General features: G+C 71.9%; 25 protein-coding genes. 5 read left to right on the forward strand and 20 right to left on the reverse strand.

What is annotated here, in order from left to right:
• Positions 1-39: 39 nt before the first annotated feature.
• From ACYVLT_RS07230 to ACYVLT_RS07245, 4 genes are all read right to left on the reverse strand, one after another.
• Positions 40-876: a hypothetical protein gene (locus ACYVLT_RS07230; protein ID WP_461119333.1), complete on the reverse strand. Its 837-nt coding sequence runs from the start codon at positions 874-876 to the stop codon at positions 40-42.
• A 448-nt stretch (positions 877-1324) separates the two neighbouring features.
• A complete protein-coding gene (locus tag ACYVLT_RS07235; protein WP_461119334.1) occupies positions 1325-2341 on the reverse strand; it encodes a hypothetical protein in 1017 nt (338 codons plus the stop codon).
• Positions 2342-2440: 99 nt separating this feature from the next.
• Positions 2441-3445, reverse strand: a complete 1005-nt coding sequence (locus ACYVLT_RS07240; protein WP_461119335.1) for a hypothetical protein — start codon at positions 3443-3445, stop codon at positions 2441-2443.
• Positions 3446-3550: 105 nt separating this feature from the next.
• A complete protein-coding gene (locus ACYVLT_RS07245) occupies positions 3551-4561 on the reverse strand; it encodes a hypothetical protein (protein ID WP_461119336.1) in 1011 nt (336 codons plus the stop codon).
• A 94-nt stretch (positions 4562-4655) separates the two neighbouring features.
• Between ACYVLT_RS07245 and ACYVLT_RS07250 the strand changes: the two genes are divergently transcribed.
• Positions 4656-5819, forward strand: a complete 1164-nt coding sequence (locus ACYVLT_RS07250) for an epoxide hydrolase family protein (protein WP_461119337.1) — start codon at positions 4656-4658, stop codon at positions 5817-5819.
• A 32-nt stretch (positions 5820-5851) separates the two neighbouring features.
• Here the strand turns inward: ACYVLT_RS07250 and ACYVLT_RS07255 are convergent, their stop codons facing one another.
• From ACYVLT_RS07255 to ACYVLT_RS07275, 5 genes are all read right to left on the reverse strand, one after another.
• Positions 5852-6064, reverse strand: a complete 213-nt coding sequence (locus ACYVLT_RS07255) for a hypothetical protein (RefSeq protein WP_461119338.1) — start codon at positions 6062-6064, stop codon at positions 5852-5854.
• A 405-nt stretch (positions 6065-6469) separates the two neighbouring features.
• Positions 6470-7357: a DUF6801 domain-containing protein gene (locus ACYVLT_RS07260; RefSeq protein WP_461119339.1), complete on the reverse strand. Its 888-nt coding sequence runs from the start codon at positions 7355-7357 to the stop codon at positions 6470-6472.
• A 162-nt stretch (positions 7358-7519) separates the two neighbouring features.
• Positions 7520-7813, reverse strand: coding sequence for a hypothetical protein (locus ACYVLT_RS07265; RefSeq protein WP_461119340.1), 294 nt, complete (start codon positions 7811-7813; stop codon positions 7520-7522).
• A 31-nt stretch (positions 7814-7844) separates the two neighbouring features.
• The gene (locus tag ACYVLT_RS07270) at positions 7845-8942 is read right to left on the reverse strand and encodes a calcium:cation antiporter (RefSeq protein WP_461119341.1); all 1098 of its coding nucleotides are present in this window, start codon (positions 8940-8942) and stop codon (positions 7845-7847) included.
• A 244-nt stretch (positions 8943-9186) separates the two neighbouring features.
• The gene (locus tag ACYVLT_RS07275) at positions 9187-9744 is read right to left on the reverse strand and encodes a TetR/AcrR family transcriptional regulator (protein ID WP_461119342.1); all 558 of its coding nucleotides are present in this window, start codon (positions 9742-9744) and stop codon (positions 9187-9189) included.
• Positions 9745-9793: 49 nt separating this feature from the next.
• On the opposite strand from ACYVLT_RS07275, the gene ACYVLT_RS07280 reads away from it, so the two are divergent.
• Positions 9794-10399: a DUF2231 domain-containing protein gene (locus ACYVLT_RS07280; protein WP_461119343.1), complete on the forward strand. Its 606-nt coding sequence runs from the start codon at positions 9794-9796 to the stop codon at positions 10397-10399.
• 86 nt (positions 10400-10485) lie between these two features.
• Here ACYVLT_RS07280 and ACYVLT_RS07285 read toward each other — a convergent pair whose 3' ends face one another.
• From ACYVLT_RS07285 to ACYVLT_RS07330, 10 genes are all read right to left on the reverse strand, one after another.
• Positions 10486-11010, reverse strand: coding sequence for an MOSC domain-containing protein (locus ACYVLT_RS07285; RefSeq protein ID WP_461119344.1), 525 nt, complete (start codon positions 11008-11010; stop codon positions 10486-10488).
• Complete coding sequence (gene msrA, locus ACYVLT_RS07290; protein WP_461119345.1) at positions 10989-11492, reverse strand: peptide-methionine (S)-S-oxide reductase MsrA; 504 nt, start codon at positions 11490-11492, stop codon at positions 10989-10991. Before msrA ends, ACYVLT_RS07285 begins: the two co-directional genes overlap by 22 nt.
• 157 nt (positions 11493-11649) lie before the next feature.
• Positions 11650-13326, reverse strand: coding sequence for a glucuronyl esterase domain-containing protein (locus ACYVLT_RS07295; RefSeq protein ID WP_461119346.1), 1677 nt, complete (start codon positions 13324-13326; stop codon positions 11650-11652).
• 158 nt (positions 13327-13484) lie between these two features.
• Complete coding sequence (locus ACYVLT_RS07300) at positions 13485-15629, reverse strand: hypothetical protein (RefSeq protein ID WP_461119347.1); 2145 nt, start codon at positions 15627-15629, stop codon at positions 13485-13487.
• On the reverse strand, positions 15592-16380 hold the full coding sequence (locus tag ACYVLT_RS07305) for a protein phosphatase 2C domain-containing protein (protein ID WP_461119348.1): 789 nt from the start codon (positions 16378-16380) through the stop codon (positions 15592-15594). Before ACYVLT_RS07305 ends, ACYVLT_RS07300 begins: the two co-directional genes overlap by 38 nt.
• An 8-nt stretch (positions 16381-16388) precedes the next feature.
• Positions 16389-17222, reverse strand: coding sequence for a vWA domain-containing protein (locus tag ACYVLT_RS07310; protein WP_461119349.1), 834 nt, complete (start codon positions 17220-17222; stop codon positions 16389-16391).
• A 65-nt stretch (positions 17223-17287) separates the two neighbouring features.
• On the reverse strand, positions 17288-17755 hold the full coding sequence (locus ACYVLT_RS07315) for a PPOX class F420-dependent oxidoreductase (protein WP_461119350.1): 468 nt from the start codon (positions 17753-17755) through the stop codon (positions 17288-17290).
• 33 nt (positions 17756-17788) lie between these two features.
• The gene (locus ACYVLT_RS07320) at positions 17789-18616 is read right to left on the reverse strand and encodes a glucose 1-dehydrogenase (protein ID WP_461119351.1); all 828 of its coding nucleotides are present in this window, start codon (positions 18614-18616) and stop codon (positions 17789-17791) included.
• Between the two features lie 25 nt (positions 18617-18641).
• Entirely contained in the window at positions 18642-19490 is an 849-nt protein-coding gene (locus tag ACYVLT_RS07325; RefSeq protein ID WP_461119352.1) for a helix-turn-helix transcriptional regulator, read from the reverse strand.
• A 21-nt stretch (positions 19491-19511) separates the two neighbouring features.
• Positions 19512-19973: an SRPBCC family protein gene (locus tag ACYVLT_RS07330; RefSeq protein ID WP_461119353.1), complete on the reverse strand. Its 462-nt coding sequence runs from the start codon at positions 19971-19973 to the stop codon at positions 19512-19514.
• A gap of 441 nt (positions 19974-20414) precedes the next feature.
• Here ACYVLT_RS07330 and ACYVLT_RS07335 point away from each other — a divergent pair, with 441 nt between their 5' ends.
• Positions 20415-20570 (forward strand): hypothetical protein, encoded by a 156-nt coding sequence (locus ACYVLT_RS07335; RefSeq protein ID WP_461119354.1) that lies wholly within the window; start codon positions 20415-20417, stop codon positions 20568-20570.
• Positions 20571-20730: 160 nt separating this feature from the next.
• Here the strand turns inward: ACYVLT_RS07335 and ACYVLT_RS07340 are convergent, their stop codons facing one another.
• On the reverse strand, positions 20731-21216 hold the full coding sequence (locus tag ACYVLT_RS07340; RefSeq protein ID WP_461119355.1) for an NUDIX domain-containing protein: 486 nt from the start codon (positions 21214-21216) through the stop codon (positions 20731-20733).
• Positions 21217-21369: 153 nt separating this feature from the next.
• On the opposite strand from ACYVLT_RS07340, the gene ACYVLT_RS07345 reads away from it, so the two are divergent.
• Together ACYVLT_RS07345 and ACYVLT_RS07350 are read left to right on the forward strand one after the other, a co-directional pair.
• Positions 21370-22137: an SDR family oxidoreductase gene (locus ACYVLT_RS07345; protein ID WP_461119356.1), complete on the forward strand. Its 768-nt coding sequence runs from the start codon at positions 21370-21372 to the stop codon at positions 22135-22137.
• 38 nt (positions 22138-22175) lie between these two features.
• Entirely contained in the window at positions 22176-23099 is a 924-nt protein-coding gene (locus ACYVLT_RS07350) for an RNA polymerase sigma-70 factor (RefSeq protein WP_461119357.1), read from the forward strand.
• Positions 23100-23355: the final 256 nt, after the last annotated feature.

Consider the following 23355-nt stretch of genomic DNA (forward strand, 5'->3'; position numbering starts at 1 on the left):
GTTGGGGGAGCACACGCTGGGACGTGCGCGGTCGATCGGTCAGCTGAGGTGGTTCTGCGGCCCACTGGCGTGCGCGGCCCCGACGGCGGCGGAGGTGAGCCAGGGTTGCAGGCCGCCGTACTTGGAGAAGTCGGTGCGGTGGGCGACCGCCGCGATGACGTAGCGGTGGTGGATGCGGTTGTACTGGTGGCGGTAGCCGTGGTCCCGGCCGGGGATCCACGGTGTGCTGCCGGGGCCGCTCGGGGTGCACCAGGTGGTGAGGTTCCAGCGCGCGGGGCCGTTGAGGTAGTCGTACACGGCCCTGGCCGCGACTTGGTTCGCGAGGGCGAAGATGGTGACCGAGACCAGGATGGGGATGTCGGCGGTGGTCTCGGGGCCGGGTTGCTCCAGGTACACCCCCGCCACCACGCGCGTGCAGCCGCGGCTGGTGAGCTCGGTGACCACGTCGTTGGCGACCAGCGGGCCGTCGCCGGATGCCGCCTGGTCACAGGGGCGAACGCCGCCGACCACCAGTGCGAACTCGATCCCCTTGTCGGTGGTGAAACGCCGAGCCAGCAGCGCGTCCTCGGTGAACGGGGTCTCGTCGGTGCCGCTGTCGCCCCAGGACTCCGGTGAGATCGCGCGGGTGGTGCCGCCAGTCGTCGACGCGGTGTCGTCGGTCGGTCGCTGCGCCCACCACCCCAGCAGGCCCGCGCCGGCCACCGCCGCCGTCGCCCCGACCACCCACCACAGCGGCCGCGCCTCGACCGCAGGCAACCACGGACTGCTGCTGCCGGTCGCCACGTTCACCGCGACTGACACCACCGTCGCGGCCACCGCGGCGACGGCGAACGCCACGACCAGCAACCCGATCCGCCACCACCGACGCCCCCGCACCCGGCTCCTCCCGGCCGACGAACTCCCATCCAACCAGTCGGCGGCTGGCCACGTGCCGACTGCGGGGTGTCGGTGGCGACGGACGTCGTCCGGCCGGGTCGGCGTGGTGGGCGCCGCCGTCGCTGCCCATCACGGCGGCATGCAGGTCCGAGCCGACCTGCGCGATCTCCACCCTGGTCGCCGTCGCGCCGGACGGCGGGGCGAACGGGACGTCGGGGGTCCGCGCCCACGTGCCGTCCGCGTGCCGGATGTAGGCCGGATGTAAGAGGACAGGGCCGCGCCGCCGATGATGTTGTCGACCACCATGCGCAGGTCCTCCCCGACGCCCGCGACGGCGACGTTTCTCCGCGCACGCCCGTGCGGCGCGCGCCACTGCGTGAAACGGTCGGCGAGAGGCGGTGCGGCGATCGGCGCGATCGGTCCGATCGCCGCACCGCGGATCAGCGGATCAGCTGCCGGCGATGCTGATCCGGCCCGGGTCGCCCTGCCACCCCGTGGCCTGCTCGACGTCGCCGTACCGCAGCCAGCGGCCGTCGCCGAAGCGGATCGTGTGCAGCAGTCGCTGTTCGTCGGTCGCGATCGCCAGGTGCAGCGCGCCGTTCGCGGCGGTGATGGTCGCCTGGCGCACCGCGCTGCCCGGATCACCGGTCTGCGACGCGACGTCGTGGAAGGTGGTCCAGGTGCCGTTCGACCGTTGCACGGCGTGGTAGAGCCGGCCGTCGCCGCCGGTCACCACGGCGTGCAGCTCCGTGCCGACCTGGGCGATCACGACGGTGACGGCCCTCGTGCCGCTGGGCGGGGTGAACGGCACGTCGGGCAGTTGCTCCCACCCGCCGTCGGCGTGCCGGACGAAGGACGAGAAGGCCGTGTTCAGCCCGACGTTGTTGACCAGCAGGTGCAGGTTGCCGCCGGAGCCCGCGATGGTGAACTCGTCGTCGGAGGTGGACTGGACCGGCACGGCCGACAGGCTCGACCACGTGCCGTCGGAGCGCCGCAGCGCGTGTTGCAGGGACCCGTCACCGGTGCGGTCCCGTCCCACCCGGTGCAGCTCGCCCCCCACCGCGGCCAGGGCGAACGTGGCGGTCGTGCCGCCACCGGGAGGTGAGACCTGCGTGGCCCACGAGCCGCTGGCGCGGCGGATGACGTACCACGTCGAGGTCTGTGGACCGATCCCGTGGCTGTAGTAGGTCATCACGTGCTCTTCGCTGCCGACGATGGCCGAGGCCACCGTAAGCGGACTGTGACCGACCGGTGCGTTCGGCACGAAGTTGAACGGGTACCAGTTGCCATCACGGCGGCGGACGGTGTGCAGCACCTCGGCCCCGTCCGCCGTCATGGCGAAGTGCACTTCCCCCGGCACGTGCAGGACGTCCGGTTCGACGGCCTGGGCGGGTGCGGTGGCCGTGAGCGATGTCATGGTCAGTGCGGCGATGATCGGTATTTGGAGCGCGGTTCTCCTCAACATTGCGTTCCCCCTCTTTGCACGCAGCCCTGTGTGGGCGCGAGTCATTGCACTGACCGGCGGTGCGGCGACCGGGCACGACCCCGGTCGCCGCGGGCCGGGTCAGCTGCCGGCGATGGCCACCCCACGCTGACCGAACGTCGGTGATCCGGTCACCTGCTGCACGTCGCCGAACGGCAGCCAGCGCCCGTTGCCGAGCCGGATCGTGTGGAGCAGCCGGCCCTCGCTCGTGGTTGCCGTCAGGTGCAGCGTGTCGCCGGAACCGGTGATCGCGGTGCTGGTCACCGTGCCACCCGGGGCGCCGGTCTGGGACGCGACGTCGTGGAAGGTGGTCCAGGCGCCGTTCGACCGCTGCACGGCGTGGTAGAGGCGGCCGTCGTTGCCGACCGCGGCGGCGTGCAGGTCCGGTCCGACCCCGGCGGTGTCGAGCCCGGTGGCCGTCGCGCCGGATGGTGGGGCGAACGGCACGTCGGACGTCCGCGCCCACGTGCCGTCGGCGTGCCGGACGTAGGTCGGCAGGGTCGCGCCACCCCTCACCACCAGGTGCAGGGCCCCACCGACACCCGCGATGCTGATGCTGGTGGTCGACGAGCTCGGCACCGGGACGTCGACCGTGCTCGACCACGTGCCGTCGGCGTGCCGCACGTTGTGCCGGTAGACGCCGTCTGCACCGTTGCGCCCGATCCGGTGCAGCTCACCCGCGACGTCCGCCGCGACGAGCTCCGCGGTCGACCCGATGTTGTCGGCGGGACCGTCCACGTTCGTCCACGCACCGTCGGCCTGGCGGACCAAGTGGTGCAGGGCAGGTCGGTTGGGCAACCCGGAGTAGTCGACGAACATCAGGTGCTCCTGGCCGCCGGCGACGGTCAGGACCAGCTGTTGGGGCGAGTGGTTCGTGCCCAGGTAGTCGAACCCGGACCAGGTGCCGTCGGCGTGGCGGGTCACGTGCACCACGCCCATCGCCCCGGCGAACCCGAGTGCGGCGAGGTGCACCTCTCCCGGCACGTGCAGGACGTCCGGTTCGGCCTGGGCGGGTGCGGTGGCCGTGAGTGACGCCATGGCCAGTGCGGCGATGATCGGTATTTGGAGCGTGGTTCTCCTCAACATTGTGTTTCCCCCTTTTTTTCACGCAGCCCTGTGTGGGCGCGCGTCAATACGTGGACCAGCGGTGCGGCGACCGGGCACGATTCCGGCCGGTCGGGGCGGGCCGGGTCAGCTGCCCGCGATGGTGAGGCCGTTCGGCGTGAGGCTCGGCGATCCGGTGGCCTCCAGCACGTCGCCGAACGGTCGCCAGCGGCCGTCGGCGGAGCGGATCGTGTGGAGGATCCGGCCTTCGCTGGTGTTGACGGCCACGTGCAGCGCGCCGCGTGCGGCGGTGATCGCGGCGCTGGTGACCGTGCCGCGCGGTGCGCCCGTCTGCGACGCGATGTCGTGGAAGGCGGTCCAGGCGCCGTTCGACCGCTGCAGGGCGTGGTACAGGCGGCCGTCGCTGCCGGTGACCGCGGCGTGCAGCTCCGCGCCGACCTGCGCGACCTCGACGTTGACGGCTGTCACCCCGGCCACCGGCGGGGCGAACGGCACGTCGGGCGTCTGCTCCCACGTGCCGTCGGCGTGCCGGACGTAGGACACGATGACCGTGTCGCTGCCGATGCCGTCTACCAGCAGGCGCAGTTCCGCGCCGACGCCCGCGATCGCGACGTTGCTGGTCGGCGAGCTCAGGGCCGGGACCTCGACCGTCTCCGACCACGTGCCGTCGGCGTGGCGCACGTTGTGCCGCAGGGTGTCGTCGCCGCTGTTGCGCCGCACCCGGTGCAGCTCGCCCGCGACGGCCGCCACGGCCAGGTCGGTGGTGGACCCGGGGGTGTCGGGAGCGCCGGCCACCTCCGACCACGAACCGTCGGCGTGGCGGATCCGGTGGTGCAGCCACGGCCGGTAGGGCAGGCCGGAGTAGTCCTCGTAGAGCAGGTGCTCCTCGCCGTCGACGATGGCCGACACCAGTTGGCGCTGCGAGTGGGACGTGCCCAGGTAGCCGAAACGGTGCCAGTTGCCGTCGCCGCGGCGGACCGTGTGCGCCACCCCTGTCGCACCCGGGCTGCCGAAGGTGGCCAGGTGGACCTCGCCCGGCACGTGCAGGACCTCCGGCTCGGCGTGGGCGGTCGCGGTCAGCGTCCCCATCGCCAACGCCGCCACCACGGGTATTCCGAGCATGGTTCTGCTCAACATCGTTCCCCCCTGTCATGCACGCCGGTGTGGTGTGCATCACCACATGCCTACCAGTTTTGGTGAGAAGTCACGTGCCGATTGGGAAAATCGTCAGATGATCACGAAGAGGGAGGATCGACCGGTGATCCCGTTCCACATCGCCGTACCGGACCACGAGCTGGCCGACCTGCGGCAGCGGCTGCTGCGCACGCGTTGGCCGGACGAGGAGGCGGTCGCCGACTGGTCGCAGGGCGTGCCGCTCGCGTACCTGCGCGAGCTGTGCCATTACTGGGCCACCGAGTACGACTGGCGTGCCACCGAACGGCGCCTGAACGCACTTCCCCAGTACCGCACGGAGGTCGACGGGACCGGCATCCACTTCCTGCACGTCCGCTCGCCGCACGAGCAGGCGTTGCCGCTGGTCCTCACCCACGGCTGGCCCGGCTCGGTGCTGGAGTTCGAGAAGGCCGTCCCGCTGCTGACCGAGCCCGCCGACCCGGCCGACGCCTTCCACCTGGTGATCCCGTCACTGCCCGGCTACGGCTTCAGCGACCGGCCCGCCGGACCCGGCTGGGGCGTGCGGCGCATCGCCGCGGCCTGGCGGGAGCTGATGGCCCGGCTCGGCTACCGGCGCTACGGCGCGCAGGGCAGCGACTGGGGCACCAGCATCACCACCAGCATGGGCCAGCAGGACACCGGCCAACTCGCCGGCATCCACGTGATGCCCCCGATCGCCGCACCCGACCCGGCCACGTTCGACGACCTCACCGCGGCGGAGCGGACGGCACTCGCCGACCTGCGCCACGCGCAGGCCCACGAATCCGGCTACGCCGAGCAGATGACCACGAAGCCCCAGACGGTCGGCTACGCCCTCACCGATTCCCCCGCCGGCCTGTGCGCCTGGATCGTCGAGAAGTTCGCCTCCTGGACCGACAGCGGTGGCGACCCGGAGACCGTGCTCACCCGCGACGAGATGCTCGACGACATCGCCCTGTACTGGTTCACCCGCACCGCGGCCTCGTCGGCCCGGCTGTACTGGGAGAGCTTCCGCCAGGTCGGCGAGTGGTTCAGCACCGCGACCGACGACACCGTCACCGTTCCCACCGGCTGCACCGTCTTCCCCGGGGAGATGCCACGCCCGTCCCGCCGCTGGGCCGCCCACCGCTACACCGACATCCGCCACTGGGGTGAACCGGCCCGCGGCGGCCACTTCGCCGCGTGGGAGCAGCCCGCCCTGTTCGCCGAGGAACTGCGCACCTTCTTCCGGATGGTGCGCTGACCGGTGACGGCGGCGTGACTGTCCCGGTGCGCTCAGGCGATCGGGGTTGCCGGGCCGAGCCGGAGCAGGCCGTCGTCGAGCGGGACGCAGTGCTTCCCGCCGCGGCCGCGCAGCGCCCGGAACGCTCCCGGGGCGATCACCGCGTTCATCCACGCGCACGGGTTCGCGGGGCGGTGGGTCTCGAACCGCACCGGGCCGTCGCCGGAGTCCAGGCTGAACACGTCGTGCCGGGCGAGCCGGTCCACGTCGAACCCGCGCGACGAATCGCACCTGCAACGTCGTGTTGCGTGGCCCCGGCGGACGCGGTTTCGCATTGCTCACCGGCCGCCGGCGCGTGCTGCGGCACCCCGGTCGGAACGGGGCGGGCGCGGGGAGGCGATCGACATGTTTCGGGCTGACGATGCATTCCACCGGAGGCCGTGAGTTTCTTCACGGCCTCCGGTGATCCATGCACTGTCTCCCATGCCTGCGCGTGACACACGACCGGTCCTACTCGACGCTGCGAGTGCGAGGAGGACGACATCGGTGTGCGGCGAGACCTGGAAACGCTCGGCGGCCCGGCACAGAGGCCATCCCGGTCGACGACAGTTTCCATCCGATCGTGTGTCACCACGGTGTGCCGCGTCGCCGAGAGGGGCCGTGTCGTGCGATCAGCCGAGTGCCGGTGGGGTGGCGAACACGAGGCCCTGGCTCGGCGGTGAGGAGAAGCTGCGCATGTCCCGCGTCACGATCTTGACGCGGTGCTGGCTGTCGGGCGCCAGGCCGGTGATCGTCGCCTGCTTGTCGGTGACGAACGAGACCAGCGCGCCGTCGAGGTAGACCTCGTAACCCCAGGTCTCGAACCACCACGGGACCGCGTGCCACGCCAGCGAGGCGCTGGTGGGCGTCAGTGAGGTCACCCGCAGCTGGGACGGCCGCACCGGGTGCTCGATGATGCTCGACTCGGACGTCAGCGTGCCGACCGGGGCTTGACCGGGGTCGGGCGTGCACGTGGCGGTGATCGTCCCCAGCGGCGTGCCGTCCGCCCGCTCGGGGCGCAGCGACAGCTTCAGCTCGCCCAGGTGGATGGCGTAGTCACCGGCACGCTGGAAGTGCAGTAGGGGGAACCCACCGGCCGCGGTCAGCGGCAGCGCGCCGCCGGACGCGGTGATCCACGTCGGCGCGAACGTCAACGTGGCCGCGCTGTCCAGGGTGACGGGACCGGCGAAGCTCGCCGCGAGCGTCGCGGTGCTGTCGCCGTCCAGGCGCATCCCGCCGCGTGCCGCCAATCCCGCCCGGTCACCGCCGAGCGCCAGGTCGACGTCGATGAACGCGGGCTCGGAGTAGGGGACGTCGCCGCCCCCCATCCCCTCGTCCGGCAGCACGAGCGTGACGTCGGCGTCGACCACCGACTCGGGCCCGGACGGGACCGCGCACGTGTAGTGCAGTTCCGCCACGACCGGTGTCGCCGAGGCGGTCCCGGTCACCAGCCCGGTGCACAACAACGCCGCGGTAGCCGTCCCGATCAAGGCGCGGCGGGAGTTCCTCGCTCGTCGCATGGCAATTCCCCTCCTACGCGGTGGAACGCGGGTCGCCTCCACCGCACGGTGTGCGGTACCGCGTCGATCCTCGTGCCGCGCCCGGTCCCGCCGGGCTTGCCCGGAACTGCCGCTCGGTCGCTGGACGCGGTGTCGGGAAGCGCGGATTCCTCAGGTAAACGCTTACCATGCCGGCACCATTACACGTTCGTCCGCTTCGACCACGCGGGTGTGGTTCCGGCACAGTGGTGGACGGCGCATCAGCCCGGTCCGGTTCCACCCCGCGTGCGCGTGGCGGGTCAGGTGGACGCCGCAGGTCGCCCCGTTGGGGGTGAACGAGGTGGGTTCAGCGGTGTTGCCGGTGTTGCCGGTGTGGGCGGCCTGGAAGCCGATGCTGACCGACGCACCAGGGGCGATGTCGCGTTGTACGAGACGTTCCTCGCCGTCACCTGACCCGACGCCGGCGAGAGTCGGCATGACCGGCAAGTTGGAGTCGGGAGCTCGGGCATCACGGGTTGATGGCGAGGAACAGGAATGCGGCGAGCAGCGCCAGGTGCACGCCGCCCTGGAGCCGGGTGGCCCGCCCTGGCACGACGGTCAGCACGCTCACCACGACGGTGAGCACCAGCAGCACCGTCTGCGTCGCCCCGAGGCCGAGCACCAGCGGGCCGTCCAGCCAGATGGTGGCGAGCGCGATCGTGGGGATGGTGAGGCCGATGCTCGCCATCGCGGAGCCGTAGCCGAGGTTGAGGCTGGTCTGGACGCGTTCGCGCAGCGCGGCGCGTGCGGCGGCGATGGTCTCCGGCAGCAGCACCAACAGCGCGATGACGACACCGACGAACGACGGCGGGAACCCGGCGGCCCGCACGCCCGCCTCGATCGCCGGTGACTCGACCTTCGCCAGGCCCACCACGGCCACCAGCGCGACGAGGAGCAGCGCGAGACTCACCAGCGTCGCGCGACCGCTCGGCACCGTGGCGTGTTCTTCGGACTCCACCACGCCGTCGGGGGTCACGGGGAGGAAGAAGTCGCGGTGCCGGACGGTCTGGGTGAACACGAAGAGCCCGTACAGAGCAAGCGATGCGAGTGCGGCGAACGCGAGCTGCGGGGCTGAGAACTCCGGCCCTGGCCGGCTCGTGGTGAACGTCGGCAGCACGAGGCTCAGCGTCGCGAGCGTGGCCACGGTGGCGAGCGCGGCACCGCTGCCCTCGGGGTTGAACAGCGCGACGCCGTAGCGCAAAGCACCGAGCAGCAACGAGATGCCGACGATGCCGTTGGTCGTGATCATGACCGCCGCGAACACGGTGTCGCGGGCCAGCGACGCGGCCTCGGGCCCGCCGGACGCCATCAGCGTGACGATGAGCGCCACCTCGATCACGGTCACCGCGACCGCGAGCACCAGCGAGCCGAACGGCTCACCCACGCGCAGTGCCACGATCTCCGCGTGGTGCACCGCGGCGAGCACCGTGGTGGCGAGTACGACGGCCACGAGTGCCACGAGGAGGCCGCCGGGGGCACGGCCCCACGTCACGGCGAGCACCATGACGGCGAGCAGCGGCGCGATCGTCGTCCAGGACAGCAGCGGCGAACGAGCGGCGGCGACCATGATCCCCACCTTCGCACATCGCGCGTGACGTCGCCCATCAGCGGAAACGCATCTCAAAGCGAGAGCCGGGAATGCCTTTCGGGCACCTCCCTCCCCATGGTCGGACACGGGCCGGTGTGCGCGGCACGAACAGGGCGGGCACCCCGGTCGTCGCGGTGTCGATGCCTGCCGACCTGCGCCGGAGACGGCGGGTAGCCGTGAGCGACGCGGCGGCGGGATCACTCGAACGGAGAGGTCGAGGGCGTCACCGGTCTGCCCGATCTCGCAACGCGGTCTTCACGACCAGGTCGAACGTGGGGCGGGGATCGGTGTGGTCGTGGCGGGCGATGCGGTGCAGGACGTGGCCCTCGAAGCAGGCGGCCAGCGCGGTGGCGGTGGCTTGGGGGTCGGGTGCGCCGAGCCGGGCCAGTGCGACGACGCCGACCGCTTCCATGGCCTCGCGGCCGCGTGCCAGTGCTGGTCGCAGCTCCGGTGTGTGGCTCGCTTCCATGAACAGGATCAGCCGGGCCGCGGTCGCCGTGCGGCCCGCGCCCGTCATGTGCTCGAACGTCCGGCACAGCGCGTCCACCAGCTCGTCGGCCGTGGTGGGGATGAAGGCGTCCTCGACCTGCGCCAGGTCGATCTCGGCGAGCCGGCCGACCACGCCGGCGAGCAGCGCCCGGCGGGTGCGGAAGTAGTTCGACGTCGAACCCCTGGCCAGGCCGGCGTGGTCGTCGACGCGGGCGTGGGTGAGCGCGCGCAGGCCCTGGGTCCCGACGAGTTCGATGCCGGCGTCCAGGGCTCGCTGTCTGGTGGGCGTCACTCGATCACTATATCCATAGTGACTTGACACTATGAACGTAGTACCGTGGGTGGACGCACTCCGAAAGGGCGTGAGCATCGTGGAGGAGACCCGAAAGACCCACGCATACCTGCGATTGTTGGAGCGGGTGGAGAGCTCGGAGGCGCTGGACGGCGTGATCGGGGCGGCGGACCCGCTGGCCCGGCGGCTGGTGGCCCGCGAACCGCTGCGCCGCTTCCTGCACGGCGAGGCGACCGGCGTCCCGCTGCACGTGATCGCCAAGGACACGCCGTTCGCCGCCTGGTTCATGGCCCAGTTCCTGGACTGGTTCCCGGACGAGGGGTCACGGCGCGCGGCCACCCGCCTGGTGGCCCTCGGGCTGCTCGGCGCGGCGCCCGCGATGGTCACGGGGCTTGCCGACTGGGCGGCAACCGGCCGGGGCGCGCGGCGCGTGGGCATCGTGCACGCCGCCGCCAACGGCGTGGCCACGGTCGTCTTCGCCGCCTCGTTGGCCGCCCGCGTGACCGGCAGGCACCGGGTGGGCGTCGGCCTGGCCAGGGCCGGTGGCGTGGTGCTCGCGGCCGGCGGCTTCTTGGGCGGTTACCTGGGCCGCCGTCGCCGGGCCGTCGGTCGGCGGGCCGCACGAGGGGTGAGCACGGTCGTGCCGACGGGGTGACCGTCGGCGCCCGAGGGGGCAAGGGGGAGGAAGACCGGCATGAGTGCCGGTCCGGTCGGCAGGCGCCGCGCGCGCCTGCCGACACCTCACGTGGTCAGGGTCGCCGGGCCGAGCCGGAGCAGGCCGTCGTCGAGCGGGACGCAGCGCTTCCCGCTGCGGCCGCGCAGCGCCCGGAACGCTCCCGGGGCGATCACCGCGTTCATCCACGCGCACGGGTTCGCGGGGCGGTGGGTCTCGAACCGCACCGGGCCGTCGCCGGAATCCAGGCTGAACACGTCGTGCCGGGCGAGCCGGTCCACGTCGAACCCGCGCAGCACGATGTTGCGCCGCACGACCAGCGGGCTCGGCGCGGTGGTCAGGCCGAGCCCGTCGGTGACGTCCTCCAGCGCCTCGACGGCGAAGACGGTGACGGCGGCCGTGCGGTGCGCGGGTCGGTTGAAGTAGCGGTCGCCGACCAGGCCCAGGCCCGCCCGGACCACGACGTGATCGCGCGAGACCGGCTCGGGATCGGGTCGTGGTCCGTCGCCGGGACGTCCCTCGTAGGCGTGCACGGGTGACACGTGCAGCGCCACCACCTCGACGGTGGTGCTCAGCGCTCGCCGAGCTGCCATTCCGGCCGCACGTAGTGGCAGGTGTAGCCGTTGGGGAAGCGCTCCAGGTAGTCCTGGTGCTCCGGCTCGGCCTCCCAGAAGTCACCCGCCTGGGTGACCTCGGTGACGACCTTGGCCGGCCACTTGCCGGACGCGTCGACGTCGGCGATCGTCGCCTCCGCCACCTGCTTCTGCCCGTCGTCGGTGTAGAAGATCGCCGAGCGGTAGCTGGTGCCGATGTCGTTGCCCTGGCGGTCGCGCGTCGTCGGGTCGTGGATCTGGAAGAAGAACTCCAGGATCTGCCGGTAGCTCAGCTGCGCCGGGTCGAAGACGATCTCGATCGCCTCGGCGTGGCCGGCGTGGTTGTAGTAGGTCGCGTTCGCCACGTCGCCGCCGGTGTAGCCGACGCGCGTGGAGACGACGCCCGGGTGGCGGCGGAACAGATCCTGCATGCCCCAGAAACAGCCGCCCGCGAGGACGGCCTTCTCGGTCACGGTTGCCATGTGGTCGCTCCGCTCCTCGGTCCGATCGGTGTGCACCAGGGTGAACGCTCCCACGCCCCGCTGTCATCCCCGGCCCCGCTGTGATCCACGGCTCCGAGCCCCGGCGTGGAGGCCCCAAGCCTCCACGCCGGGTCCCCGCCCACACAGGTCGGTACGACTAGCCGGCCGCGCAGGTGGGTGTCATCCCCGCGCCGGTGCCGGTCGCCTGGTAGCCGAACTCGGTCGACTGGCCGGCCGCGAGGTTGCCGTTGAAGCCGACGTTGCGGAAGTCGACCGTGCCGGTGTTGCCGCTGCGGGTGGTGTTCCACGCGTTGGTCACGGTGGCGCCCGACGGCAGGGTCATGGTGACGGTCCAGCCGTTGAGCGGCGTGGAGCCGGCGGTGACCTTCACCGTGGCCACGAAGCCGCCCGTCCACTGGTTGAGCGACACCGTCGCCGTGCAGCCGCCGGGCTGCTGCGAGGTGGTGGTGGTGGTCGTCGTCGTGGTCGTGGAGGTCGTGGTCGACGTAGAGGTGGACGTGGAAGTCGATGTGGTCGTGGAGGTGGAGGTGGTCGTGCTGGTGGGGCCGTCGGTCAGGGTCGGGGTGGTCCAGTCGCGCCACTGGGACAGGTTGCCGGTGGCCTTGCTGTGCATCTGCACGCCGCCGGTGAAGCTGCCGGTGTTGCGCAGGAACTTGCCGATGGCCTGCGTCAGCGGGGTGCGCCACTCGGACCGGTTGGCGCAGTGGTTGCCGTCGGTGACGTTGGAGTGGTACAGCAGGTTGCTGCCCGCGCCGAGGGCTTTGTAGACCTCGGCGCCGCCCAGCGCGGCCACGCTCGCGGAACGGGGGCCGAGGTTGGCGATGTGGGGGTTGTCCATGACGAACAGGCCGCGTGGCGCGACCATGGCCACCAGGGAGTGGGTGTCGATGGGCGCGGCGTTGGGGTTGCCGGTGTAGGAGCTGAAGGCGTCGCCGAACCACGGCTGCTCGCCGTAGGCGCTGGACAGGGTCTGGCCGCCTTCGGCGTTGACGCCGCGGTAGATGGGCAGGCCGGCGGTGCCGGACTCGATCGGCATGGTCAGGGCGACGCGCTGGTCGAACACGCCGGCGGCGAAGGCGCCCTTGCCGAAGCGCGAGCAGCCGGTGACGCCGATGTCGGCGCGCAGGACGTTCCCGCCGGAATGCTCCACGACGTCGATGATGCGGGACACGCCCCAGGCCCACGCCATGAGCAGGCCGGTGGGGCTGGTGTTGCCGTAGACGCTGTAGAACGCGCCCTGCTTGTTGTTGCGCGGCGTGCCCTCGCGGCCGACCGAGTAGGGGTCGAAGCTGATGGTCGCGGCGCCGGCGGCCCGGATGGTGGCGGTGTCGCCGCCGAACCCGCCGTAGACGATCACCGCCGGGAACGGACCCGTGCCCGACGGCAGCTGCACGCTCGCCGAGAAGCTGGAGCTGCGGCCGTTGTGGGAGACGTTGACCGTGATGCTGCTGCTGGAGACGGTGCCGGTGACGCTGGCAGGCTTGGCCGGCTTGTCGCCGTAGACGTGGCGCTCGGCCAGCTCCCGGATCTCGGCCCGTCGGCACCGCCAGTCGGACTTGGACGTGATCCGCTGGCCGTTGAGCTTCGTGAACGGGTCGGGCAGCCGGGAGTTGGCCGGGAACGACCCCGGCGGCGACACCGCGCAGTCGGCGCCCTCGTCCTCGACCCCCGCCGGCGCCACGACACCACCGGCCGCGGCGGTCGCGGTGGTCGACCTCGCCACCGCCGTCAGTGTGCCGGCCAGCGCGAGCGCGGCTATCGCGAACATGACGGCCGCCGAGCGGATCCGCGGGCGGCCCGAACTCTTGATCACCAGGGCTCTCCTTTGAGACAGGGTGGTGGAGCGGCGACGAAGCGGAAGATCACCGGTCGATGACCTAAAGTTTCGATCAGGAGGTCGAAACGTGTCAATGAATACCGGCGCGTCGGTTCAGCTCGCGGTCTCAGTTGGAGCCTGACGGGTGAAGGGGCTCAGTTCCGGCCCGTCAGGAGGAATCGGAGGTACCGGCGGTAGCTGATCGGCCGGAACGCGTCGGCCCGCGTGATGCCCTCGGCTGCGGCTTGTCGTGCGCGTTCGAGGCGCACGGCGGCTTCGGCGACCGTGCGGTCGTGGTCGACCCGGGCGCGTGCGGTGGCCGTGTTGGCGCTCTTCATCTCGTCGGCGAGGGCGACCTGGTCGGCACGCAGCTCCGCCCGCAGCTCCACGACCTTCGCCTCGGCCTCGGCCAGCACCCGCTGGTGCTCGGCGTCCAGCGCGGCCCGCTCAACGGCGGACCGAATCTTTAGCGCCTGGTGCTCCACGGGCGTCAACGACGTCGGCCGGTCGGCCGAGACCTCGGCGGTGAGGCGTGCGCGCCACCGGTCGACGAGCCCCGCCGCGACCTCGCCGACACCGGCCGCGCTCACACCGCGGCCGTCGACCAGGACGAAGACCGCCACCCGGTCGGGACCGTCGACCTCGTAGCGGACGCCGACGAAGTCACCGGCGGTGCGGACGCCGACCGCTTCCAGGTTGGCGGTCAGCGCGGGCCCGACGCCCTCGATGCCCGCGGTCGCGAGGCGGAAACCCGCCAGCCCCGCGCGCAGGTGCGCCTTCTGCCGCCGGACCAGCAGCCGCTGCTCCTCCAGGTGCATCCGGGCCGCCGACGCCTGCCGGTCGCGGTCGATCCGGTCGAGGTGCTGCTTGACGGTCCGCTGGTGAGCGCGCAGGCGCTCGTCGTGCCGGTGCCGCAGCATCCGGCGCCGCTGGTCCTGCTCCGCCCTGGACCTCTCGGTCGCCTCGGCGATCCGCCGGGTCTCCTGGTCGACCCGGGCGGTCCGGGCGGCGGCGGCCGACCGGTCGTCGACCAGCCGTTTGCGCTCGGCACGTGCGGCACGGGCCCGTGCGTGCTCGGGTTGGCGGCGGTAGCCGGCGGCCGTGAACGCCGCCCACGCCAGCAGCGCCGCCACGTCCGCGACCGCCACCGCCTCGTCCACGACGATCGCCGCCGGCACGCCGAACGGCAGCAGCACCACCAGCAGCCAGGTCAGCACGGCCAGGGCCGGGGCACGCCGGCTGAACCGCACCAAGGGCGGTGGGGCGGGCATGCGCGGCTGGAGGCGTTCGGCCACCCACGACGGCAGGGCGGTGGCGGCCGCGAGCGGGGTGTCGGGCGCGGCCGGGTCGCCGACCGGCTCCACGCCGGCGACGGGTTCGAGCGGTGGGGGAGCGGCGCGGTGGTGCAGCAGGATGTCGTGGAAGCGCTCGGCGAGCCCGCGCAGGCGCGGGTCGGGGTGACCGGTCAGGGTGGCGAGCCGGAACGAGCCCGCCGGGTCGGTGAAGTCGGACTCGGCCAGGAGCAGGTGCTCGGCGTCCTCGTCGCGCAGCTGCCGCCACAGCGCGGGATCGGTCGCCACCGCCACCAGCGACAGGTAGACGACCCAGGACGAGAACCGGTCGACCTCCGGGCCGAAGTCCGCCGGGGTGCGGTCGGGCGACTGGTAGTTGCGGTGGCCGGTCTCGGCGGCGGGCAGGCCGGCGAGCGCGGGCACGTACATGGCGTCGTAGTCGACCAGCCTCACCGAGCCGTCGTCGGTGACCAGGAGGTTGCCGTGCTGGAGGTCGCCGTGCCCGACGCGGGCCGCGGCGAGGTCGGCGACCAGGCGCGCGAACCGGTCGGCGACCCGCCACAGCGCCGCCGGGTCGTCGACGTGCCGGTCGACCCAGCGCAGGAGGTTGACCGCCTCCACCCACTCCATCCGCAGCGCGGGGTACCAGGCGCCCTCCACGAGGATGCCCTGGTCGAGGTAGTCGAAGCCGACGGTCCAGCCGTCGTCCAGGCCTGCCAGGTGCTCGCCGATGGCGCGGTAGCGAGTCGCCTGCTCCGGCGCCTCGCGGGTGAAGCACTTGATCGCGTACCGGGTGCCGTCGGCGACGGTCACCGAGAAGACGCCGGCGAAGTTGCCCGAGATCGCGCGGGGTCGGCCCAACGCGTCGACGCGCACCTCGGCCCCGGCCAGGTCGGTGCCGCGGAAGCACAGCGCGGTGTCCTGGAGCGCCTCGACGTAGGTCGCGCCGGACGGGAACGCGCGGGTGGGCTCACCCGAGGGTGAGGTGAACGACGGTGACGTCGTCATTGCGCATCAACCCTTCCGCGCGGGTCGTGGTCAACCACGCCGTGAACCCGTCGAGATCACCCGACCGCGTGAACTCGTCCAGCACGTGCCACGGTCGGTCACCGCGTTCGGCCGCACCCAGGAACCACGCGGCGAGCGCGTCGGTGCAGAGGAAGAACCGGTCGCCCGGCTCCGCGACGCCCGACGCCGTCCGCACGTGCCGTGCCAGCAGCGCGCCGTCCCGGTCGAACGCGTTGACCAGCCCCGGCGAGTTGTCGAACGCCGCCGCCGACTCCAGCGGGAACGCGCGCAGGAGCCGGTCGTCGCGGGTGTGGAACAGGCAGCTGTCACCCAGGGCGGCGACCTCCCACCGGGTCGCCGACGGCCCGGTGTCGAACCGCGCCGCGAGCACCGTGGCGTGCGGCCCGCGGTCCAGCTTGGGCTGCTCGTACCAGGCGATCGGGCGGCCCGCGGCCTCGCGTTCGGCCACGTAGTCGGCGAGCCACCCGAGCCACGCCTGCCCGGCGCCCATGAGGGCCGCCGCGAAGCGGTCCACGTCCCGCAGCACGCGGTCGTCGTCGCGCACGGCGTCGGTGACGGTCCTGGTCAACAGGTCGGCCCACGGGCCCGCGAGCAGGCTCTCCGACGCTCCGTCGGCGACGGCCGCGGCGAGCCACGTCCCCTCGCCGGCGGCGGGCAGGACGTGGGCGGCGTCCTCGCACTCACGCGGCGTGTGGCCGTGCTTGGGCACGCGGAGGGAAGAGGTGAACACGCCGCTGCTCAGCGCAGGTCCGTGGCACGCGTTCCGATGTCCAGGAACTGCACGAGCGAGGTGATGTCGGCGTTGTAGACGAACCCGCGCGTCTGGTCACCCGCCGCCACGCCCTGCTGCATCGCGTAGAAGCGCATGTGCGGCGGCAGCGGGCTGGACATGCCGAACAGCGTGCGCGCGTAGGCGTCGGGCAGCGCGGTGTCGGTGTCGGGGAACGCCACCGGCACCGCGTCGGTGGCCGAGACGTGCAGGTTGAACAGCAACGCCGCGCCGTCGGCGGTCACGTGCGTCTGCACCGCCCACGCGGCGCCGGCCGGGTCGCCGTCGGTGGACTCGCCGTCGGTCAGGTTGAGCACGATCGGCGGGAAGCCGTCCGGGTGCCGGACCACCCAGTCCGACACCAGCGACTCGGCCAGGGACAGCGCCCGGCACATCGGTGTCGCGCCGTGGGCGACCGGGTCGACCCAGACCGGGAACCGGGTGGTCGTCTCCACCAGCCCGCCCGCGCCGTCGGGCACCTCCTTGACCCGCTTCTCCACCCGCGCCGGCTTCTCGGCGACCTGGCTGAGCGGCACCAGCTCCCGGCCCGCGAGCGGCCCGGTGAACGCCGAGCCGACCCCGTGCCCGTAGCCGATGACGGCGACGTGGAAGTAGTCGCGGACGCCCTCCTCCTTCGCGCACTTCACGCTCAGCTCGGCGAGCAGCCGGTTGAGGGCGTCGGCGACCACCTCCGACTTGCGCTGCCGGCCGCCGCCGATCGGGTTCTCCATCGACGCCGACTGGTCGACCAGGAACACGAAGCACGACGGGTTGGCGCGACTGATCTCGGCTGCGTAGGTCACGAAGGGTGTCCACCTCTCCCACGAGACGGCGTGTGGATCACCCGAAAGGTTAACGGAGAGCCCGGTCAGCTCCCCGGCAGCACGCCCGGCCGGAACGGCTCGACGCCGACGACGTGGCGGACGCGGGTCGGCTCGACCAGCACCATCACCCGCCGTTCACCGGGGACCAGCCACTCGTAGCGGTCGGTCCCGACGTACTTCTTCGCCAGCCGGTCCATGCCGCGCTCCGCCTCGTCACCCTCGATGAAGCGGACCGCGCGACCCCTGATCTCCACCCGGTCGTACGGGTTGTCCGGGTCCACGCACGACAGGGACAGCCTCGGGTCGCGGCGCAGGTTCTCCTCCTTGACGCGACCGAGCGAGGTGTTGAACACGACGTGGTCGCCCGCCACGTCCACCCACATCGGCGTGACCTGCGGTGAGCCGTCCGGGTTCACCGTGGCCAGGTGCCAGAAGTTCGGCGCGGCCAGCCGTGCCCGGATGTGCGCGTCCAGCTCCACCACGTCGCCTCCCGCGTAGGACCCCGCGACCACCGCCGCCGATTGTCGCGCGGAGTGGCGGCCCTGTCACCCGACGCCCGCGACCGCGACGAGGCCGCCGTCGATCACCAGGTCCTGCCCGTTGACGTAGGACGCCTCGCCGGAGGCGAGGAAGGCGACCGCGTCCGCGACGTCGTCGGCGGTGCCCAAGCGACCCGCGGGCACCGCGGCGACGACGGCGCCTTGCGCCTCGGTGGGCACGTTGTCGTGGAACATCGGCGTCTCGATGTAGCCGGGGCTGACGGAGTTGACCCGGATACCCCTGGTCGCCAGCTCGGCGGCGAGGGTGCGCGCCAGGTTGTGCACGGCCGCCTTGGTCGCCGCGTACAGGGAGCCGCCGGGCAGGCCGCGGTGCAGCGTCCACGACGCGTTGATCACGATCGCCGCGTGGTCGGACAGCAGCGGGAGGGTCTTCTGGACGGTGAAGAACACGCCTTTGAAGTTGATGTCCACGACCCGGTCGAACTCGGCCTCGGTGACCTCGCCGTTCGGCTGGAACGACGCGACGCCCGCGTTGGCGAACACCACGTCCAGCCTGCCGTGCCGGTCGCGGATCGCGTCCACCACGGCGTCGAGGTCGGCGGGGTTCGCCACGTCGCCGCGCACCGCGAGGACGCGGTCGCCGCCGCCCAGGGCTTCGGCGGCGACGTCCAACCGGGTCTTGTCGCGCCCGGTGATGACGACGTGCGCGCCCTCGGCGAGCAGCCTGCGCGCGGTGGCCAGTCCCATGCCGCTGGTGCCGCCGGTGACGAGTGCGATCCGGCCGTCGAAACGGCTGTGTGAAAGGGGGGAAGTGCGGTGCTCCATGCGGTCCAGCGTGCCGATCGGCGCGTGCCGCGACCAGGGCGCGGTCAACCTGGGAGTGGCACCACCACCCTGGTCAGGCCGGTGCGGCGAGCCGGACGGGCAGCAGCGCCGCCACCCGTTCCCCGGTCCCGGGCCGCGGGTTGTACAGCTCCACGTGCCAGTCCGGGTGGTCGGTCACGGTCAGCGTCGTCATGTCGAAGACCAGCTCACCGGCCTCCGGGTGGCGCACCGCCTTCACCGCCTGGCCGGGCACGGCCACCTCGTGGCGCGCCCACAGCTCGGCGAACTCGGGGCTCACGGCGCCGAGGCGGTCGACGACGCGGGCGAACCCCGGGTCGTCGGGGCGGTGCGCGATGGCGGCGCGGAAGGCGGCGACCACGGTCGACGCGACCGACTCCCAGTGCACGTGCACGCTGCGGTACCGGGCGTTGGTGAAGAAGGAGACCAGGCAGTTGTGGTCGGTGTCGTCGTAGCCGAACACCGCGCGCGTCGCGTCGTTGACCGCCAGCAGGTTCCAGTACCGGTCGCGGAGGATCGCGGGCCGCGGGTTCCACGCGTCCAGCAGCTGCCGCAGCTCCGGGGTGACCGCGCCACCGTCCACACCGGCCGGTCGGGGCGGGTTGAGACCGGCCAGCAGGTACAGGTGCGTGCGCTCGGGTTCGGTCAGCCGCAACGCCCGGCCGATCGCGTCCAGCACCTCGGTGGAGACGTTGATGTCACGGCCCTGTTCGAGCCAGGTGTACCAGGACACGCCGACCCCGGCCAGCGCGGCGACCTCCTCGCGCCGCAGACCGGGCGTCCGCCGCCTGCCGGTCGCCACCACGCCGACGTCGTCGGGCGTGAGGCGGGCCCGGCAGGCGCGCAGGAAGTCGCGGAGCTGCTCGCGACGCCGTCGTGCCACTGCGGGGGATTCGCTGGTCATGCCCCACGGTAACAACGGCCGTCAGGCCGCGAAGTGGGCCTTGACGCTCGCGATCTCCTGCGCGAAGAGGGCTTCGAGGTCGGCCACGGAACCGTCCGGTACGCCGGGGACGACGCGGAACTCGCGCTGCCAGTCGATGAAGCTGCGGCCGGGCTCGTCCGTCACCGGCCGGACCCGGTAGGTCGCCACGTAGTCGACGATGAACAGCACCTGCGCCACCGAGCGGTAGGTCAGCGAGCGGTCGGTCTCCGAGCGCCCCACGACCTCCTCCCGCGCCAGGTCGTGGTTCGGCAGGAGGGTGAACTCGAAGGAGGAGGGCACCTTCTTGACCGAGCCGCCGTGTGTCCAGTGGGCGTTCTCGACGCCGTCGCCGAACACGATGTCCAGCAACACCATCATGTCCCGCACCTGCCCCCACACCTCGTCGGCGTCGGCGTCGAGGACGGCGGAGTGGTAGACCGAGTACTTCGGTAACAGGGCCATGGCGCATGGTTCCACCCGATCACCGCCGGTGACAACCGGCAGTCGCGTCCTGAGGGGCCGTCTGGCGAGGCGAGGACGTCCACAGTGTTGCGACGGCGCAGGACAGGATGACTCGCGAACACAGAAACTACGGCCTGTGTGACCGGTTGTAGCGACTGCATACCCTTGTCGCCTGGTCGACGAGGCACGTCATCGAGGGCGACCAGTGGCAACAGGCGCCCGGGCAATGCTCGTCTCTAGCTGTCTGCCTGAACATTTCGGGTCAACCCAATTCACGTGAATCGTACGACTGGATACATTCCCGGGAGTGCGGCACTACGTGAAGTGGGCCGACTGAAAGAAGATCAACAGGGTTGACGGCGCCTTCGCGGGCTTACCGGCGTCACGTGAGCCGGGCAAGCCGGCTCACCTCGTCGTGAGGTGATCACATGGAGGTGCGAGTTGGAAGGAAACGATCAAGCGGAGGATGACGATCCCGAGCATGGCGAGGAACGCCGGTCCGGCCAGAGGTACCGCTCTGACCAGGCCATCGTCCTTCTCGGTGTCCTGGTTCAGGTCGTCGCGTTGATTGCTGAAATCAGCGACCTGATCAGGTGATCTGTTGGGTGGTGTACCGGAAGGTGCGCCACCCAACCTCACGGCACGGTGTCTCAGAGAGAACGTCCCGCCGTGAGACACTATCAACCTACAACCTCTGGTTGGATAGAGCTTGGTTGATGTCGATCGGCAAACAGGTCTGTACATTCTCGCCTGATGGTCAGCTGACGGCGTAGCCCGACTCGCAGAGGGCCAGCCGGCCCGTCGCGACGGCGTTGAGGGCGGCGTCGATCCGGCGCGCCAGGGTTGGTTTCACCAGATCGCGGACGTCGTCCAAGGTGAAGAGGCTGACCGAGCGGATTTCGGGATCCGTGAGTTCGATCGCGTTCACGTCGTCCTCGGTGATCACTCCGCCGTCGAAGACGAACGCCAAGCCCTCGGGCATCGGTTCGTCGGTGGGGATGTGGTCGATCAGCAGCAGTCGCCCCAGAGGGCGGTCGATGCCGATTTCCTCCGCGACCTCTCGAACGGCGGTTCGCCAGGGTGCCTCCCCGGCGTCCACGGACCCTCCGGGGATCTCCCACGTCTTCTTGTAGGAGGTCTCCACCAGGAGCACACGGCCCGCCTCGTCCCGGAAGAGGACGCCTGCGGCGGCGCGCTTGCGGCTCAGCGAGGCCGCGTACTCGTCGAACGGCAGAAGGTCCACGGCGCACGACGCTACCGCCGGCGGTGGGGCTGACCCCCAGCCTGGTACGGGTCGTCGGCGTGGTGGCATGTCACAACGACCAGGGCTGTCTCGTCTCGGGGAACGACAAGGGTCCGGGAATCGACCCGCGACCCCGAGTGAGGAGACTCGATCATGGGCGAGCACGACACGCGGCGGAGGGTTGCGTTGGTTACCGGGGCGAACAAGGGGATCGGGCGGGCGGTGGCTGAGCGGTTGGCCGAGCTGGGGACGACGGTCCTGGTCGGTGCCAGGGACGTGCGGCGCGGGGAGGAAGTGGCGGCGGTGCTGCGGGAGTCCGGTGGTGACGCGCACGCGGTCACCCTGGATGTCACCGACGCCACCACCGCGCGGGCGGTCGCGCGGCAGGTCGAGGAGCGTTTCGGCCGCCTCGACGTGCTGGTCAACAACGCGGGCATCACCGGCTCGGGGCAGGTCTCGCCCCAGGACGCGGTCGACCAGGTGCCCAGCTCGGTCGACCCGGAGATGGTCCGCGCGGTGTTCGAGACCAACGTCTTCGGGGTGATCGCGGTCACCAACGCGGTGCTCCCGCTGCTGCGGCGGTCGCCGGCGCCCCGCATCGTCAACGTCAGCAGCCACGCCGCGTCGCTGACGTTGACCGGCGACCCGGACGGCCCGTTCGCGAGCCTGCTGCCGTCGGCCGCGTACACGCCCTCCAAGGCCGCGCTGAACTCGTTGACCGTGCAGTACGCCAACGAGCTGCGCAAGGACGGCATCCTGGTCAACGCCGTCGCGCCCGGCTTCGTCGACACCGACAGCAACAACCACACCGGCCACCTCACCCCGGCGCAGGGCGCCGAGGTCGTGGTGCGCCTGGCCACGCTCGGCGCGGACGGGCCGACCGGCGGGTTCTTCGACGCGGACGGCCCGGTGCCCTGGTGATGGCGGTTCACCCGGCGGGTGGCAACGGAGGAGCAGGCGTGACGCGCACCGAGGAGTTCGAAGAGCTGCGGCCACTGCTGTTCTCGATCGCCTACCGGATCCTCGGCAGCGTGGGTGAGGCCGAGGACGCGGTCCAGGAGACCTGGCTGCGCCACGCGGCCTCCCCGACCCGGCCCACGTCGACCAAGTCGTACCTCTCGGCCGTGGTGACCCGCATCGCGATCGACGTGCTGCGCTCGGCCCGCGTCCGGCGGGAGTCCTACGTCGGGCCGTGGTTCCCCGAGCCGCTGCTCACCGACCCGTACCAGGACCCGGAGCGCTCGGCGGAGCTGGCAGACTCGCTGTCGATGGCGGCCCTGGTGCTGCTGGAACGGCTCACGCCGCTGGAGCGCGCGGTCTTCGTGCTGCGGGAGGTGTTCGGGTTCGGCTTCCCCGAGGTCGCATCGGCCGTGGGTCGCTCGGAGGCGGCGTGCCGCCAGCTCGCGGTGCGGGCGCGCCGGCACGTGGACGCGGGTCGGCCCCGGTTCGAGGCCGACCGGCGCGAGCGCGCGGAACTCGCCGAGCGGTTCTTCGGCGCCTTCCGGGAAGGGGACCTCGACGGGCTGCGGGAGCTCCTCGCCGCCGACGTGCAGTTGGTCGGTGACGGCGGCGGCAAGGCGCCCCAGTGGGCCACCCGCTTCGTCGGCGCCGAGAACGTGGCCCGGGTGCTGGCGACGCTCGTGCCGCCGTTCGTGCGGATCGGCGGCGTGGTGGAGCCGCGGGCGGTGAACGGCGAGCCGGGCGCGGTGTTCCGCGACCGCGACGGCAAGGTCGTCGGCACCTGGGCGCTGGAGGTCCTCGACGGGCAGGTCCGGACGATCCGCACGGTGCTCAACCCCGACAAGCTCCGGCACGTGGGCCCGGTGGCGGACGCGTGGGCGGTCCTCCACGAGACGAACCAGGCCCGCCGGGCCATGGAGTGACCTGCCGCCCGGATCTTCACCCGGAACGTTGAATCGGACGGCACCCGGCTAACCGGGTCCACGGCGGGTGCGACTTCTCCGGTGTACGGGGTGTCGCCTCGCACCGTCCATTCACGACTGAGCCGGCCGTGCGGCCCGCGGGCCGACCGCGGCGGTGAGACCCGGCTCGTGATCGACGACGCGTTCCGTGCACGATCGACTACCCCCTGCTCTCGACGGCCGTACGGATTAGCGCTAACGGGTGACAATTCGTAAC

It is taken from the genome of Saccharothrix stipae (assembly GCF_054781895.1).

Bases quoted from the DNA above. Each gene is read 5' to 3' on its own strand.
- ACYVLT_RS07260 (WP_461119339.1), bottom strand. From the start codon at position 7,357: ATGCGACGAGCGAGGAACTCCCGCCGCGCCTTGATCGGGACGGCTACC.
- ACYVLT_RS07250 (WP_461119337.1), top strand. From the start codon at position 4,656: ATGATCACGAAGAGGGAGGATCGACCGGTGATCCCGTTCCACATCGCC.
- ACYVLT_RS07245 (WP_461119336.1), bottom strand. From the start codon at position 4,561: ATGTTGAGCAGAACCATGCTCGGAATACCCGTGGTGGCGGCGTTGGCG.
- ACYVLT_RS07330 (WP_461119353.1), bottom strand. From the start codon at position 19,973: ATGGCCCTGTTACCGAAGTACTCGGTCTACCACTCCGCCGTCCTCGAC.
- ACYVLT_RS07325 (WP_461119352.1), bottom strand. From the start codon at position 19,490: ATGACCAGCGAATCCCCCGCAGTGGCACGACGGCGTCGCGAGCAGCTC.
- ACYVLT_RS07235 (WP_461119334.1), bottom strand. From the start codon at position 2,341: ATGTTGAGGAGAACCGCGCTCCAAATACCGATCATCGCCGCACTGACC.
- ACYVLT_RS07300 (WP_461119347.1), bottom strand. From the start codon at position 15,629: ATGACGACGTCACCGTCGTTCACCTCACCCTCGGGTGAGCCCACCCGC.
- ACYVLT_RS07240 (WP_461119335.1), bottom strand. From the start codon at position 3,445: ATGTTGAGGAGAACCACGCTCCAAATACCGATCATCGCCGCACTGGCC.
- ACYVLT_RS07270 (WP_461119341.1), bottom strand. From the start codon at position 8,942: ATGGTCGCCGCCGCTCGTTCGCCGCTGCTGTCCTGGACGACGATCGCG.
- ACYVLT_RS07265 (WP_461119340.1), bottom strand. From the start codon at position 7,813: ATGCCGACTCTCGCCGGCGTCGGGTCAGGTGACGGCGAGGAACGTCTC.
- ACYVLT_RS07345 (WP_461119356.1), top strand. From the start codon at position 21,370: ATGGGCGAGCACGACACGCGGCGGAGGGTTGCGTTGGTTACCGGGGCG.
- msrA (WP_461119345.1), bottom strand. From the start codon at position 11,492: ATGGCAACCGTGACCGAGAAGGCCGTCCTCGCGGGCGGCTGTTTCTGG.
- ACYVLT_RS07285 (WP_461119344.1), bottom strand. From the start codon at position 11,010: ATGGCAGCTCGGCGAGCGCTGAGCACCACCGTCGAGGTGGTGGCGCTG.